Origin of the sequence: Rhizobium mulingense (assembly GCF_029194105.1) — a bacterium.
In the GTDB taxonomy this organism is placed as follows: Bacteria; Pseudomonadota; Alphaproteobacteria; order Rhizobiales; family Rhizobiaceae; genus Rhizobium; species Rhizobium mulingense.
In genome coordinates, this window is sequence record NZ_JARFVE010000004.1 from 426,778 (window position 1) to 440,850 (window position 14,073).

Annotated in this window: 17 protein-coding genes and 1 pseudogene; 8 read left to right on the plus strand and 10 right to left on the minus strand. The window is 62.9% G+C overall.

Going from position 1 to position 14,073, the window contains the following annotated elements; all coding sequences use genetic code 11:
- Positions 1–8 precede the first annotated feature (8 nt).
- Complete coding sequence (ilvN, locus tag PYR71_RS10910; protein ID WP_275619344.1) at positions 9–581, plus strand: acetolactate synthase small subunit; 573 nt, start codon at positions 9–11, stop codon at positions 579–581.
- Positions 582–730: 149 nt separating this feature from the next.
- Here ilvN and PYR71_RS10915 read toward each other — a convergent pair whose 3' ends face one another.
- Entirely contained in the window at positions 731–1,579 is an 849-nt protein-coding gene (locus PYR71_RS10915; RefSeq protein WP_275619345.1) for an aldo/keto reductase, read from the minus strand.
- Between the two features lie 136 nt (positions 1,580–1,715).
- Here PYR71_RS10915 and PYR71_RS10920 point away from each other — a divergent pair, with 136 nt between their 5' ends.
- Positions 1,716–2,303, plus strand: coding sequence for a LysE family translocator (locus PYR71_RS10920; RefSeq protein ID WP_275619346.1), 588 nt, complete (start codon positions 1,716–1,718; stop codon positions 2,301–2,303).
- Here PYR71_RS10920 and PYR71_RS10925 read toward each other — a convergent pair.
- Together PYR71_RS10925 and PYR71_RS10930 are read right to left on the minus strand one after the other, a co-directional pair.
- On the minus strand, positions 2,295–2,771 hold the full coding sequence (locus PYR71_RS10925) for a DUF2269 family protein (RefSeq protein ID WP_275619347.1): 477 nt from the start codon (positions 2,769–2,771) through the stop codon (positions 2,295–2,297). The two genes, PYR71_RS10920 and PYR71_RS10925, sit on opposite strands and share 9 nt — an antisense overlap.
- Entirely contained in the window at positions 2,771–4,039 is a 1,269-nt protein-coding gene (locus tag PYR71_RS10930) for an SDR family oxidoreductase (RefSeq protein WP_275619348.1), read from the minus strand. The genes PYR71_RS10925 and PYR71_RS10930 overlap by 1 nt, the downstream gene beginning before the upstream one ends.
- Before the next feature lie 392 nt (positions 4,040–4,431).
- Between PYR71_RS10930 and nthA the strand changes: the two are divergent.
- The 3 genes and pseudogenes from nthA (at position 4,432) to PYR71_RS10945 (ending at position 6,056) form a co-directional block, all read left to right on the plus strand.
- Positions 4,432–5,057, plus strand: a pseudogene (nthA, locus tag PYR71_RS10935) (nitrile hydratase subunit alpha).
- A complete protein-coding gene (nthB, locus tag PYR71_RS10940) occupies positions 5,054–5,713 on the plus strand; it encodes a nitrile hydratase subunit beta (RefSeq protein WP_275619349.1) in 660 nt (219 codons plus the stop codon). The pseudogene nthA and the gene nthB overlap by 4 nt, the downstream one beginning before the upstream one ends.
- Complete coding sequence (locus tag PYR71_RS10945; RefSeq protein WP_275619350.1) at positions 5,700–6,056, plus strand: nitrile hydratase accessory protein; 357 nt, start codon at positions 5,700–5,702, stop codon at positions 6,054–6,056. The genes nthB and PYR71_RS10945 overlap by 14 nt, the downstream gene beginning before the upstream one ends.
- 3 nt (positions 6,057–6,059) lie before the next feature.
- Here PYR71_RS10945 and PYR71_RS10950 read toward each other — a convergent pair whose 3' ends face one another.
- Genes PYR71_RS10950 through PYR71_RS10960 form a run of 3 tightly spaced genes read right to left on the minus strand, consistent with a single transcriptional unit; the run spans position 6,060 to position 7,756 of the window.
- Complete coding sequence (locus PYR71_RS10950; RefSeq protein ID WP_275619351.1) at positions 6,060–6,842, minus strand: anti-sigma factor family protein; 783 nt, start codon at positions 6,840–6,842, stop codon at positions 6,060–6,062.
- Entirely contained in the window at positions 6,839–7,354 is a 516-nt protein-coding gene (locus tag PYR71_RS10955; protein WP_275619352.1) for an RNA polymerase sigma factor, read from the minus strand. The genes PYR71_RS10950 and PYR71_RS10955 overlap by 4 nt, the downstream gene beginning before the upstream one ends.
- Positions 7,355–7,375: 21 nt before the next feature.
- Positions 7,376–7,756: a COG4315 family predicted lipoprotein gene (locus PYR71_RS10960; RefSeq protein ID WP_275619353.1), complete on the minus strand. Its 381-nt coding sequence runs from the start codon at positions 7,754–7,756 to the stop codon at positions 7,376–7,378.
- 215 nt (positions 7,757–7,971) lie between these two features.
- On the opposite strand from PYR71_RS10960, the gene PYR71_RS10965 reads away from it, so the two are divergent.
- Positions 7,972–8,460, plus strand: a complete 489-nt coding sequence (locus PYR71_RS10965) for an RrF2 family transcriptional regulator (protein ID WP_275619354.1) — start codon at positions 7,972–7,974, stop codon at positions 8,458–8,460.
- Between the two features lie 9 nt (positions 8,461–8,469).
- On the opposite strand, the gene PYR71_RS10970 is transcribed toward PYR71_RS10965, so the two are convergent.
- From PYR71_RS10970 to PYR71_RS10985, 4 genes are all read right to left on the minus strand, one after another.
- Positions 8,470–9,951, minus strand: coding sequence for a cyclic nucleotide-binding domain-containing protein (locus PYR71_RS10970; protein ID WP_275619355.1), 1,482 nt, complete (start codon positions 9,949–9,951; stop codon positions 8,470–8,472).
- Positions 9,952–10,043: 92 nt separating this feature from the next.
- A complete protein-coding gene (locus tag PYR71_RS10975) occupies positions 10,044–10,460 on the minus strand; it encodes a cupin domain-containing protein (protein WP_275619356.1) in 417 nt (138 codons plus the stop codon).
- A gap of 34 nt (positions 10,461–10,494) precedes the next feature.
- Positions 10,495–11,250 carry an SDR family oxidoreductase gene (locus PYR71_RS10980; RefSeq protein ID WP_275619357.1) on the minus strand — a complete coding sequence of 252 codons (756 nt, stop codon included), beginning with the start codon at positions 11,248–11,250 and terminating at the stop codon, positions 10,495–10,497.
- A 68-nt stretch (positions 11,251–11,318) separates the two neighbouring features.
- Positions 11,319–11,798, minus strand: a complete 480-nt coding sequence (locus PYR71_RS10985; protein ID WP_275619358.1) for a carboxymuconolactone decarboxylase family protein — start codon at positions 11,796–11,798, stop codon at positions 11,319–11,321.
- Between the two features lie 131 nt (positions 11,799–11,929).
- On the opposite strand from PYR71_RS10985, the gene PYR71_RS10990 reads away from it, so the two are divergent.
- Entirely contained in the window at positions 11,930–12,856 is a 927-nt protein-coding gene (locus tag PYR71_RS10990; protein WP_275619359.1) for a LysR family transcriptional regulator, read from the plus strand.
- 70 nt (positions 12,857–12,926) lie between these two features.
- Positions 12,927–14,054: an ATP-dependent DNA helicase gene (locus tag PYR71_RS10995; protein ID WP_275619360.1), complete on the plus strand. Its 1,128-nt coding sequence runs from the start codon at positions 12,927–12,929 to the stop codon at positions 14,052–14,054.
- Positions 14,055–14,073 lie beyond the last annotated feature (19 nt).

Sequence of the window (14,073 nt, forward strand, 5' to 3'; positions counted from 1 at the left end):
CCAGGACCATGAACGCACATCTTCAGCCCACGGGCTCTGCCTACTTCATCTCGCCGGAAACGACGGCGATTGAGAGCCATACGCTTTCGGTGCTCGTCGATAACGAACCGGGCGTTCTTGCCCGCGTGATCGGCCTGTTCTCCGGCCGCGGCTACAATATCGAAAGCCTCACGGTTTCCGAGACCGAGCATCAGGCGCATCTCTCCCGCATCACCATCGTCACCCGCGGCACGCCGCACGTGCTGGAGCAGATCAAGGCGCAGCTCGATCGTATCGTGCCGGTTCACCGGGTCGTCGATCTGACGGTGCGCGCCCGCGAACTTGGCCAGGAACGGCCGATCGAGCGTGAAGTGGCGCTGGTCAAGGTGGTCGGCGAGGGCGAGATGCGCGCCGAGACGCTTCGCCTTGCCGATGCCTTCCATGCCAAGGTCGTGGATGCAACGATCGATCACTTCATCCTGGAGATCACAGGCAAGTCCTCGAAGATCGATCAGTTCATCGCGATCATGAAGCCGCTCGGCCTCATCGAAGTCTGCCGCACCGGCATCGCGGCGATGAACCGCGGCGCGCAGGGAATGTGAGGCACAAAAGCTTCATCCCTTCCTCGGCGTCATCCTCGGCCTTCTGCCGAGGATCTGCCCACGTATCGAGCGGCGCAGATGCTCGGGACAAGCCCGAGCATGACGAAAGAGGAGTTGGCGGGCTTGTCAGCAGTTCGAGTCGCTGGAGATCACAGCATCTCCAGCGGCTTTTTCATTGCCGGCGGCGGGAAGGCGGCGTCGAGCGCCTGCCAGTCCTCATCGGTGATCTCAAGCGAGACGCAGTCGCGGTTCTCCGCCACGCGTTCGGCATTCGACGTCTTCGGGATGGCGATGACGCCGTCGCGTTCGAGCAGGAAGGCGAGCGCCAGCTGGGCGGGAGTCGCCTGATAGGCCTTGGCGATGTGGATGAGTTCGGGATGATGCAGGATATGTCCCTGCTCCATCGGCGAATAGGCCATGATGGGAATGCCGCGGCTCTGGCACCAGGGCAGGAGATCATATTCGATGCCGCGGCGGGAGAGATTGTAGAGCACCTGGTTGGCGGCGACATTGGCGCCGTCGGGGACCCTGAGCAGTTCCTCCATGTCGTCGGTGTCGAAGTTGGAGACGCCCCAGGCGCCGATCTTGCCCGATGCCTTCAGCATTTCGAAGGCGGCGACAGTCTCGGCCAGCGGATGGTTGCCGCGCCAGTGCAGGAGATAGAGGTCAATGCGGTCGGTGCCAAGCCGTTCCAGGCTGTGTTCGCAGGCTTCGACCGTGCCTTTCAGGCTGGCATTCCAGGGATAGACCTTGCTGACGAGGAAGACCTCGTCGCGCCGTCCCCGGATCGCCTGGCCGACGATCTCCTCGGCGCCGCCGTCGCCATACATTTCGGCGGTGTCGATCAGCGTCATGCCGAGATCGATGCCCGCCATGAGGCTTTCAATCTCCATTTTGGCATAGCCGGCATCCTCGCCTATGGCCCAGGTTCCCAGGCCGAGCGCCGGCACTTCCGTGCCGTTTGGGAATTTGACGGAAGGGATGGGGTCGCCCTGCATGATTTTATCCATTTTTCAGGAGATTGCGTAGCGTTCTTATCTTTCAACCAATCCTGTCACCATGACAATCATGTAATGGCGTCAGGAGTTTAGGGCAGTTACGCTGACCTAAATAAAGCCGGCTTCGGGAGGTCGCATGCAGCTGGATACGTTTCTCGCCCTTGTTCTCTTCGCCTTCACGACGTCGATCACGCCGGGGCCGAACAATATGATGCTCTTCGCCTCGGGCGTGAATTTCGGCTTCCGCAGGACGATCCCGCATATGGCCGGCATCGGCGCCGGTTTCTTTCCGCTGCTGATCGGCGTCGGCCTCGGGCTCGGGGCGCTGCTGCACACGATGCCCCTGGTCTATACGGTTCTGAAGTTCGCCGGCGGCGCCTATCTTGTCTGGATCGCCTGGAAGATCGCCGCCTCGCGTTCGCTGAGCGAAGGCAGGAGCAGTGCGGCGCCGATGTCCTTCGTCTCGGCCTTCCAGTGGGTCAACCCGAAAGCCTGGGTGATGGCGGTCACGGCAATGGCGACCTACACCAATCCCGAACTCTACCTTGCCAGCGTGCTGATCGTCGGCCTGGCTTTCGCGGTGGTCAACGTGCCGAGCGTCTCGACCTGGGCGGGCTTCGGCTCGGCACTCAGGAAATGGCTTTCCGATCCCGTGCGGCTGAAGTGGTTCAACATCACCATGGCGGCGCTTCTGGTGGCGAGCCTCTGGCCGATGTTAAAATAATGCGATCGCCGGTTTCGTCAGCATCAGCCAAAAAATGCCGATGACGGCTGAGAAGGCCGGGAAGCCGAAAGCAAACCAGACGCGGTAGAGGCTGAAATAGGACGGCGGCAGGGCGCTTGCCGATGCCGCAGCGGCGCGGGCGAGATCGCGCAGGCGGATCTGGATCCAGACGACCGGCAGCCAGAAGAGACCGGTGATGACGTAAAGCAGTAGCGAGAGAGCTATCCAGCCTTCCGACAGGTCCCAGCCGATCATGCGGGCGAGGGGATAGCCGGTCACCGGCTGGAGAATCGCGGCGGTGGCGGTAAAGACTGTATCGGCGATCACCACCGTTTCGGCGACATGAGCGATCAGGGCGGGATCACGCGTGCGGTGCGCCATCACCATGAAAAAGGCGATGCCGGCACCGGTGCCGAAGAGCACGGTCGCGCCTATGACATGGGCAAGCAGCAGCCATTCCTCGAGCATCAGCGTTCATCCAGGGTGGCAAGCGCCGTCAGCGTCAGCAGGACCGACGGCAGCACCTTGACGAGGGGGCCGAGCGGATCGAGCCAGAGCGCGGGTTCGAGAAGGGTGCCGCCAGCGAGATAGGCCAACGAGACGGCGAGCATGCCGAGAAGGGCGCGTCTGGCGAGCGGGCGAACAAGCACGGCGGCGCCGAGCGCCACATCGATGAGGCAGGTCGCGAGCGTCAGCGCCGTTGCCGCCGCTTCGGGCATGAAGGGCAGGAAGTGCGCGGAGGCCCTTTCCAAAGAAAGCAGCGGGATCAGGCCGGAGAGCAGCCAGAAGGCCGACAGGCCCGATATGACGAGCGGCTTCAGGAGATAGAGTCTGGCGAACCAGAGATCCTGCACGCCGGAGGGATTGGCCGCGAGCGTCGCCGCCGCCGATGTCGCGGTGAGTCCGCTTTCTCCCTTGCTTCGTATGCCCTCCGACATCACGGTCATCGCGGTCGAGCGCAGCGGCGAACGCCAGCCGAGCAGGCCTGCCATATCGGCAAGCCAGGTCACCGGTCGCGTAAGCCAGGGAGCAAGCGAAAAGACGCGGACAGGCGCCAGGCCCAGCCATTGCCGGTGAAGGCTGACAAGTTTGGCGAGCGTCAGCACCTCGCTGGATGCGAGATCGATATCGCCGCGAAGGTCGCTTGCGATCGCCCGCGACACGGACTCCGCCACATCATCCACCGAAAGCGTTTCGACCGGGCTCTCCGCATGGACGAGCGGCAGCGCCAGCGGAAAGGCGGCGAGCGCTCGCAGCAATGACGAGCCGCCATGGGCATTGCGGCCGAGCACGAGGGCAGGGCGCAGGATGAGATGAGGCAGGCCGCTTGCCGCCAGCGCCTCGTCGGCCCGCCGCTTGGTTGCGAGGAAGGGCAGTTCGCCTGCCGCGCCGGCGGTCCTTGCCGATATCTGCACGATTAGGGGACGGGACCGTTTCGCCGCGGCATAGAGCGCCAGCATCGCATCCCCCTGGGTCGCAGCGACATCGTCCGAGAGCCCGTCCTGCAGGGCGCCGGCGCAGTTGACGACGGCGTGCTGGTCTTTGAGGAAACCCTCCCAGCCCTCGGGCTTTGTCATCCGCGAGAGGTCAGCCTGCCGCCAGTCGATCGCCGGTTGCTTCAGGCGGGCTCGCGCGGGATTGCGGCCGAGCCCGGTCACGGCGTGCCCGTCCGCAACGAGCCGGGCCGCGACGACGGAGCCTATGAAGCCGGTTGCGCCGAGAATCAGGATGTTCATGGCGGGAGATTAGCGAAAAAGTGTGAGCGGGATAGGAGGGCTTGGCGGGGTAGTGGTGTATAGTACAAAGAGCAGTGAATATTTCCCCGAAGGATGTTTTGAGGGAAGGCGAGGCGTCGCTTCGTTACCCCTTCTCCCCAGCGGGGAGAAGATGCCGGCAGGCAGATGAGGGGTGAGCGGCGAAAGCCGCGAATGCACGGAGCGCAAGCGAGGGGCAACAATGACGGGTGTGCCGTGTGGCCCCCATATCCGACCCGTCGGGCCACCGACCGGGGTTGAGCCGCTGGTCTCAACCCGTCCTTCGGACCCCCGCTGGGGAGAAGAGGAGGAGGAACGAGCCGCACGCATTAAGGAAACAGGGCGGCCGATTGCCGTCCCGGGAGGATTTTGCGATGCACGACGACCACGACCATCACCACGATCACGACAACCACTACTCCGACATGCAGGCCCGCGTGAAGGCGCTGGAAACGCTGCTGACGGAGAAGGGTTGATCGACCCTCATGCCATCGATGCGATCGTCGAGACTTACGAAACCAAGGTCGGGCCGAGGAATGGCGCGCAGGTCGTCGCCAAGGCCTGGAGCGATCCCGGTTTTGCCGACTGGCTGAGGCGCGATGCGACGGCGGCGATCGCCAGTCTCGGTTACACTGGCCGGCAAGGCGAGCATATGCGCGCCGTCTTCAATACGGCCGAGACCCATAATCTAGTCGTCTGCACGCTCTGCTCCTGTTATCCCTGGTCGGTGCTCGGCCTGCCGCCGGTCTGGTACAAGGCGCCGGCCTATCGTTCGCGGGCGGTGATCGATCCGCGCGGCGTGCTCGCCGAATTCGGGCTGACCCTGCCGGAGGGCAAGAAGATCCGCGTCTGGGATTCGACGGCGGAGCTGCGTTATCTCGTGATCCCGGAGCGCCCCGAAGGCACGGAAGGAATGGATGAGACAGCACTTGCCGGTCTCGTCAGCCGCGATGCGATGATCGGCACGGCCGTGGCCGACAGCCCGGAGGCACTGTCATGAACGGACCGCACGATCTCGGCGGGCAGATGGGCTTCGGTCCTGTCGCGCCTGAGAAGGACGAGCCCTATTTCCATGGCGAATGGGAAAAGCGTGCGCTCGGCATCACGCTCTCCTGCGGGGCTTTCGGCGCGTGGACGATCGATGAAAGCCGACATGCGCGCGAGAAAATCCCGCCGGCCGACTACCTGTCGGCGAGCTATTACGAGATTTGGAACCGCGGCGTCGAGACGCTGCTGGAACGGCACGGCTTTGCGACGCGTGAGGAGCTCTTGTTCGGCCACAAGCTGCAGGAGGGCACGGCGCCGAAACGGGTGCTGAAGGCGGAGATGGTGCCAGCTGTGCTCGCCAAGGGCGGCCCTTGCGACAGGCCGGTGGATGACGAGCCGCGATTTGCTGTCGGCGAGCGGGTGAAGACGAAGAATTTCAATCCGGCGACCCATACGCGATTGCCGCGCTATGCCCGTGCCAAGGCCGGCGTCGTTGAAGCGGTGCAGGGCTCCTTCGTCTTTCCCGATGATAATGCCCATGGCAAGGGCGAGAATCCGCAATGGCTCTATACCGTCGTTTTCGACGGCGGCGAGATTTGGGGCGAGGGCGCGGACCCGTCGCTGACGGTCTCTATAGACGCGTGGGAGAGTTATCTTGAACGAGCATGAAACGACGCCCTTGACGCAATCACCCGGCCTGCCGAAGTCACCGGAGGGCGAGCCGGTCTTTGCCGAGCCATGGATGGCCGATGCCTTCGCCATGGTGGTCGGGCTATATGAAAAAGGCCTCTTCGACTGGGACGAATGGACCCATGCGCTCTCGATGCAGTTGAACAGCCGCGGTCGGGCCGAAGACGGCAGCGACTATTTCGACTGTTGGGTGGAAGCGCTTTCCAACCACGGCATCGTCGATGTGCACGAGATCCTCGACCTGCAGCAGAGCTGGCAGCGGGCGGCTGAAGCCACACCGCATGGGCAACCGATCGAGCTCGTCAACGATCCGCTGCGCTGATCCTCACGACGGAAACTGCCGGTAGCATTCTTCGGCCACACCGCGCAGGGTTTCGCGCGAGATTTCGCCGGTGACGGCATAACCGAGTTCGCCGTCGATCCAGTAGAAGGTTTCGAGATTGCCCGATGAGGCGAAGCGGAAGCTCGTCGTGCGGTTTTCCTTCTTGCGGCCGAGTATCACGGTCAGGCGTTCGCCGGCCTCGTTCTCATACATGAACATGGCGCCCGGCTTGCCGTCGACCGGCAGCAGGCGTCCGCCGACCAGCTTGAAGCCGAGCGGCTGCAGGTTCGGGATCTTCAGGTTCTGGATCGCCAGCCGCTTGCCGAGCCAGGTGGCGAGATGGGCCTCCTCGTCGGCGAAGACTTCGACCGGGTGGCGAACCTCGGCGGCATAGACGGTGAAGGCGGTCTCGGCCTGTTTCGGCAGGGTTTCGGAACCGGCTAGCTGCAGGTCCGGCTTTGCCAGAAGGGCCGGGCCATAATGGCCGCTGACGGCACCGAGCGCAAAGACGACGAGCGCTGCGGCGGCGACTGCCCAGCGGTTCGTCACCGGCGAGAGGGTGCGCGGCGGTGATACGAGCAGGGGATCGCTATCTCTGGCTTTCTCGTAACCGGCAAAGAGCGAGCGGATGCCCGTATTCTGCCCCTGCCATTCAGCGACCATCGCCGCCTCGTCGGGATTGTCGGCAAGGAAGGCCTCGACACGGGCGCGCGCCGTTTCTGGCAACTGGCCGTCGGCATAGGCGTGGAGATCGGCTTCGGTGACGATCGGGTTGGTCTCGTTCATTTCGGTCTCCGAAGCGTAATGATGTTATCGGCCTTCAGGTGTTCAGCGACGCGCCGGCGCGCGCGCGACAGGCGGGACATGACGGTGCCGATGGGGATATCGAGCGCGGCGGCGACCTCGCTGTAGCTATATCCCTCGATGACCACGAGCATCAGCACGGCGCGGTGCTCCTCCGAAAGGCTGTTCAGCGCGTTATCGAGCCGGGTGCGTTCCAGCGGATCGGCCGGCGCTTCAGGTGCTGCCATATCTCCTGCGGCGTCGAGCTCGAGCATGCCGTCGCGCGCCTTGCCGCGCCGGCCGTTGCGGTAAAGATTGGTCATGATGGTCAGGACCCAGCCGCGCAAGTTGAGGCCGCGCCATTGACCGCGGCGCGCCAGAACCTTCTCGACGCAATCCTGAAGCAGATCCTCGCCATCGGCATCCGAGCGCGTGAGGCTGCGCGAATAGCGCCTGAGCGAGGGAAGGAGGGCCAGGATCTGGCCCTCGAAACTTTCGGGTGCGGGTGTCTTCACGCCAGCTCTCTTGCCGTCACATCAGGGCTTGGCAAGGTCCCAGTTGCCGCCGACGCCATCGCCGGTGATGTCGCCCATTTTCTTGTCCTTGACCCAGTAATAGAGCGGCATGCCGTCCTTGGCCCATTGCTTCGTGCCATCCTTGCGATCGATGATTGAATATGCACCATCGGCCTTGGCATCGGAAGCGGCCATTAGCGGCGGCCAGTTCTTGGCGCAATCGTCGTAGCAGTTGGAAACGCCCTTGGCGTCCTTCTTGAAGGTGTAGAGGGTCATGCCGTTTTCGCCGGCGAGAACCTTACCCTTGGCGGATTCGACTTCCTTGACGGGCGCGGCTGCGAAAGCGGCGGCTGCGGCAAGGGCGCCAGCTGCGACGACGGATAGGAATTTCACGGACTTCATGATGTTTCTCCTCGGGTTAGGCACGCGATTTCGCGCTACCTGAGATGAGACACGAGGCGAGGCGGTTTTATTCCCAAGTGGAGAAAGTTTTCTGGCAGGCGAATTATCATTCGCCACACAACACCCTGCTTTTACAGGTCATTTACATCATGGCCATTCGCGGATAACATATATCCTTAATTCCGCTCGCAGAGCCAGCCATGATGAGTTGCTGAATGATCCTGAAAAGCCAGGTCGAGTGGGCGCTTCACTGCTGCGCCATTCTCGCGGGCCTGCCCGACGGCAGGTATCTCTCCACCAAGGCGCTCGCAGAGCTTCATGGCCTGCCGAAGGAATATCTCTCCAAGGCGCTGCAGAGCCTTTCTCAGGCTTCCCTCGTCGAAACCACGCTCGGCCCGAGCGGCGGCTACAGGCTTGCCAGGCCCTCGTCGGAGATCAGTTTCCTTGACATCGTCGAGGCTGTCGAGGGCAAGGCGCGCAGCTTCACCTGCACAAATATCCGCGAGAACAATCCCTGCCGACCGGCCGGCTATTGCGACAGCAAGCCCTGCGCGGTCGCCCGCGTCATGTGGGAAGCCGACGAGGCCTGGCGCAACACGCTGCGTCGTGTCCGCCTCTCCGATCTCGTCGGCACCCTATCCGAAGAGGTTCCGCCGGATATCTGGCGGGACACGTTCGAGTGGGTGCTGAAGCGCGCCGGCTGAGGGTGAAACCTACGCCCTGAAAATCGTCCTTATAGTCTTCAGGATGGCATGGGCGCTGCGCACCTGTTCCGCCGGCAGGGCGACGCCGTCGCGGAAGCGCTCGGCGCGGCCGGCAAGCTGTTCGGCGATTTCTTCGGCCAGGGCCGGGCGTTCGGCGAGCAGCGGGGCGAAGGCCTCCTGATTGATTTCATAGGCCGTCACCGGCGTCAGCGCCTCTAGGGTGCAGCCTTCCTGCATGCCGGCGAGCAGGCCGGTCTCGCCGAAGAAATCGCCGGGCGCCAGCCGTCCGCGCTCCTCGTCCGCATGCCGGGCGGCGATGATGCCGGCGCGCACCATCATCAACGAGGGCAGCATTTCGCCCTCCCGCACGATCACGTCGCCCTTGCGGAACTGCCGGATAGCGGTCGTTTCGGCGAGCTTTGCCTTTTCCTCTGATGTCAGCGTCGCAAAGACCGGAATGGCCTCGATCAATTCGAGCGGTGTCACGCCGGGCGGGCGCGCGCCCTCTTCCGTCGGCAGGCCAGTCGTTACGATCGTGGCGCCGGCCGGTGCTGCCAGCAGTAGGCCGGCCGATTTGCAATGGCGGTAGACCAGATCGAGCACCTCACTTCGCGCCGTGGCGCGCTGGTTCGGGCTCGTCACTCGAAAATAGAGATCGATTTCCAGTGCTGCGGCATCAAGTCCCTTGAGCGCGACGACGGGTGGCGGCTCGCGCAAGATCGAATTGCAGCTTGCCAGTGCTGTTCCCATAACTTGCTGGATCGCTGCAGGCATGCGCGTTGGGGCGACGCGGATGGTGAGGGCCAGCAGATGGGTTTCGTCCGGCCGGCTGATATTGGTCAGTCCCAGCTTCGCCATGAAGCTGTTCGGGAGAACGACGACATTGCTTGCACCGGTCAGGATGTGTGTGGCGCGCCAGTTGCTCTCGACGACGCGTCCCTCCGTGCCGTCGCTCAGAAGAATCCAGTCGCCGATGACATAGGGCCGGCCGAGGGTTAGCGCGATGCCGGAGAAGACGTCGGCGAGCGTGTTCTGCAGCGCGAGGCCAAGGATGATGGCGACGACGCCTGAGGTCGCGACAAGGGTTCCGATCGGCACGCCGAAGACGAAGGCCAGGATTGAGAGCGCCATGCCGATATAGACGACGCCGACGACGAGGTCCTGCAGCAGGCGCGCCTCGCGCGGGTTGCCCTCCAGCACGAGATAGAGCCGGATGAAGCCGATGACCGCCCAAGCCAGGTGAACCCACCAGAGCGATTTCGCCAGAATGACGAGCAGGGCCTGCGGATCCAGGGAATCGTATCTCTGAAACCGGTGAGGGTCGATGCCGCTTGCGATGAGGATAAGCGTCATCACTGCAAAGAAGAGGATCTGCACCACCAGCCGCGTCGTCGGCCGCTGGCTGGAGAGGAAATACCAGACCACGATGCCGGCGCAGCCGACTGTAATGAGAGAATTCAGCGGCTTGCCGAAGAGCGCGTCGTAGATCATCTCTCTGTCTCCGGGAGGGCGGGCGGCACATGATTGAGCATGTCGGCTGTCCGCGCAAGCATCGGTCCCGCGCGGACAGGCTTGGAGGTTGCCTACTTCTTGAGGGGGTAGGTCAATTCTCTCTGGTCGGTGTCGACGACGAAGACAGCGAGCAGGCGAGCTGGCTGCGTCTCGCTGCCATTGGCGCTGACGCCATGGCGGTCGCCCGGCATTTCCGAGAAGTTCTCGCCGGCCTGATAGGTCTTGACCGGACCGTCATTGACCTGGCTGCGGATCGATCCCTCCAGCACGGTGGCGTAGATAAAGGCCGAGTCCGGATGGGTATGGCCTTCGGAGAAGCCGCCGGGCCCGTATTCGACCAGCACGCCCTTGATGCTCTTGCCCGGCACGTTCGGCAGTTCGTGCTCATAGACGAGCGCTACCTTGGCGGACTTGCTGCTGTCATGGGCGGAAGCGCCGGTCGTTGCCAGAAGGGCGAGGGCGACGGCGAGGAATGATGACTTGATCATGGGAATCTCCTTATTGCCTGGGTGAAGAGGCCTATCATTTCGGCCGAGCGGATGTGGCGAACCACTGTTCGAAGGTGATCGAGCCGAGGCGCGGATCGTCGTCGGAAACGAGCGACTGGTCGTTCAGCCTGGCGCCGAAATATTTCGCCTCGGCGTCGGCCTCGACGGTCCTCGGGTCCTTCATCGCCTTCAGATAGCGGGCGACGAGTTCGCTGAGACGGACCCGTTCTGGGCCGGCGATTTCGATCATCCCGTCGACGGCCGGCGAAAGCGCCACATCAGCCATTGCATCGGCGACGTCGTCGGACGCGATCAGCTGCACATAGGCCGGCGACAGGCGGACTGTACCGCCGATGGTGCCCGACTGGGCGATACCGCCGAGAAATTCCATGAACTGCGTCGAATGCACGATGGTGTAGGGAATGCCTGATGCCGTGATCAGCTTTTCCTGGGCGAGCTTGCCGCGGAAATAGCCGCTGTCCTGCAGGCGTTCGGTGCCGACGACGGAAAGCGCGATATGGTGCTTCACGCCGGCGGCCTTTTCGGCGGCGAGCAGATTGCGCCCCGAGGTCTGGAAGAATTCGAGCACGGCCTTGTCCTCGAAGGAGGGCGAATTGGCAAGGTCGAGTACGACTTCGGCACCGGCGAGCGCTTCGGCCAGTCCTTCTCCGGTGATCGTATTGACGCCGGAGTTCGGTGAGGCGGCGATCACCTCATGCCCGCGCTTGCGCAGGCGTTCGACAGTCTTTGAACCGATGAGGCCGGTTCCGCCGATGACGACGATTTTCATAACAGATCTCCATTCGCTGCCGCGGTGCGACAGCGTCAAAGCTGAATCTTCTCAATGAAGTTCGAGGGCTAGTTCAGGCCCGCCTTATCGAGGCCATAGGCTTTGTCGGCCGAGCCGGGCACGGTCTTGAAGCCGACATTAACGCGGTTCCAGGCATTGATGGCCATGACGACGAAGGTCAGGTCGGAGATTTCCTTCTCGGAAAGCTGGCCGCGCACCCGTTCGTAGATCTCGTCGGAAATACCGCCTTCGGGAAGCTTCGTCAGGGCTTCGGTCCAGGCAAGGGCTGCGCGCTCGCGCGGGACGAACAGGTTCGATTCTCGCCAGATGGCGACGTGGTGGAGCCGCAATTCCGTCTCGCCGTGGATCTTTGCCTGCTTCACATGCATGTCGAGGCAAAAGCCGCATCCGTTGAGCTGCGAGGCGCGGATCTCGATGAGCGCCTGCAGCTTCTCGTCAATGACGCTGCTCTTCAGCGCCATGCTGAATTCCATGAATTTCTTAAAAAGCTCGGGGGATTGCTGGGCGTAGTTCAATCGCTGAGTCATGTCTTTCTCCTTCCATTAAGGATATTATGTATCCTTATGGATAAAAGATATCCGTAATCGCTGGACTGTAAAGCCATTCTCGCTTAGTCTGCCTGCATAAAGCCTATGCGCAAAAGTATGAGGGGGCAGGGATGGATATCGTTTCGGCGTTGCGGACCTTCCAGCGCGTCGTGGAGACGGGGTCCTTCTCGGCGGCGGCGCACGACCTCGACGTGACGCAGCCGGCGGTTTCGCGGCAGGTTGCGTCCCTCGAAAGCCATTTCAACACCCGCCTCCTGCATCGTACGACGAACGGCCTGTCGCTGACGGCGGAAGGGGAGCGCATGCTGCCGATGGCGCTCCGAATTCTCGAAGCGGTGGAGGAGCTTGGCGATGCGGCAGGCTCGAACGGCGCCACGGCCTCGGGGAAGGTGAGGCTCAGCGTGCCCGCGCCGCTCGGCCTCTATTTGAGCGAAAGGCTCGGCGATCTTCTTGCCGCCCACCCGAAGCTTTCAGTCGAACTCATCTTCCGGGAACAGAGCTCCGATATGATCGAGGAGCGCCTCGATCTGGAAGTGCGGCTCGGTTCGGTCGCCGACAGCAGCCTCGTCTGTCGCCGGATCGGTTGGACGACGGCGTTCCTCGTCGCGTCGCCTGCTTATCTCGCGCGCAAGGCGGCACCGCGCGTGCCAAAGGATATCAGGGAACATGAATGCCTGTGCTATGATAGGGCAGGCGACACGTGCACATGGTCCTTCTCGAACGGGTCGGAAGACATTCCGGTCAGGATCACGCCGCGATTGACCGCCTGCAACGCGATTGCCATTCATAGGGCGGCGCTCGCCGGCGCCGGCCTGGCGGTGCTTTCCCATATCATCGCCGTGCACGACATCGCCGCCGGCCGACTGATTCCCGTGATGGAGAATTTTCAGCCGAGCCGCCTGCCGATCACGGTCGTCTATCCCTCGAGGCGGAACATGCCGCTGCGCGTCAGGACGGTTCTGGACTTTCTGACCGATGTCGTCGGCCAGGACCCGTCGATGTGTGTGAGCGGGGCGGACCGCCAATGGAACGGATGATCGTTCGGGCCGGTGATTTGCCGTTTTCCGCCTTGCCTAACGGCTGCGAATCCTGCCAAGTCGGCGGGCCATGCAATTTGCGCCGCAACAAGACGAAGCCCTGAAGGCTGTTTCGAAATGGCTGAATGAAGGGCGCTCGCCGCTCTTTCGCCTGTTCGGCTATGCCGGAACGGGCAAGACGACGCTTGCCAGGCATTTCGCCGAGAATGTCGACGGCGATGTGCTGTTTGCCGCCTTCACCGGCAAGGCCGCGCAGGTGCTGCGCTCGCGCGGCGCCTCCAATGCCAAGACGATCCATTCGCTGATCTATCGGCCACGCGGCGAGGAGGCGGTGGAGGACGAGGAAACCGGCAAGACCTCCATCGCGCCGATGTTTTCGATCAACCGGCAGAGCCCGGTCGCGAAAGCCGCACTGATCATCGTCGACGAATGTTCGATGGTCGACGAGGCGCTCGGCAAGGACCTGATGAGCTTCGGCACGCCGATCCTGGTGCTTGGCGATCCCGGCCAGCTGCCGCCGGTTTCGGGCGGCGGTTACTTCACCAATCAAGAACCGGATTACCTCCTCACCGATATTCACCGCCAGGCGCGCGACAATCCGATTATCAAGCTCGCCATGCAGGTGCGCGAAGGCAATGAGGTGATGTACGGCGACTACGGCACGGCCAAGGTGATCTCGAAGAACGAGGTGACGCAGCAGCTGGTGCTTAATGCCGACCAGGTGCTCGTCGGCACCAACCGCACCCGGCGGCGCTACAATCAGCGCCTGCGCGAGCTGAAAGGCTTTAACGCCGATTATCCGCAGACCGGCGACAAGCTCGTCTGCCTCCGAAACGACCCCGCCAAGGGCTTGCTCAACGGCTCGCTGTGGCAGGTGATGACCTCGTCGAAGGAAACGACAAAACCCGGCATCAACCTGCTCGTCCGTCCCGAGGACGACGACATGGACCGGGGGGCGGCCAAGATCAAGCTGTTGAAACAGGCGTTCGAGGATGTCGAAGGCGAGATTCCCTGGAATACCCGCAAGCGCTACGACGAGTTCGACTACGGCTATGCGCTGACCGTTCACAAGGCGCAGGGCTCACAATGGAACGATGTCGTGCTGTTCGACGAGAGCTGGGCCTTTCGCGACACGCGCGAACGCTGGCTCTATACAGCGATCACTCGCGCGGCGGAGACCTTGACGATCGTTCGCTGATCCGGGTTCGGCGGGAAAG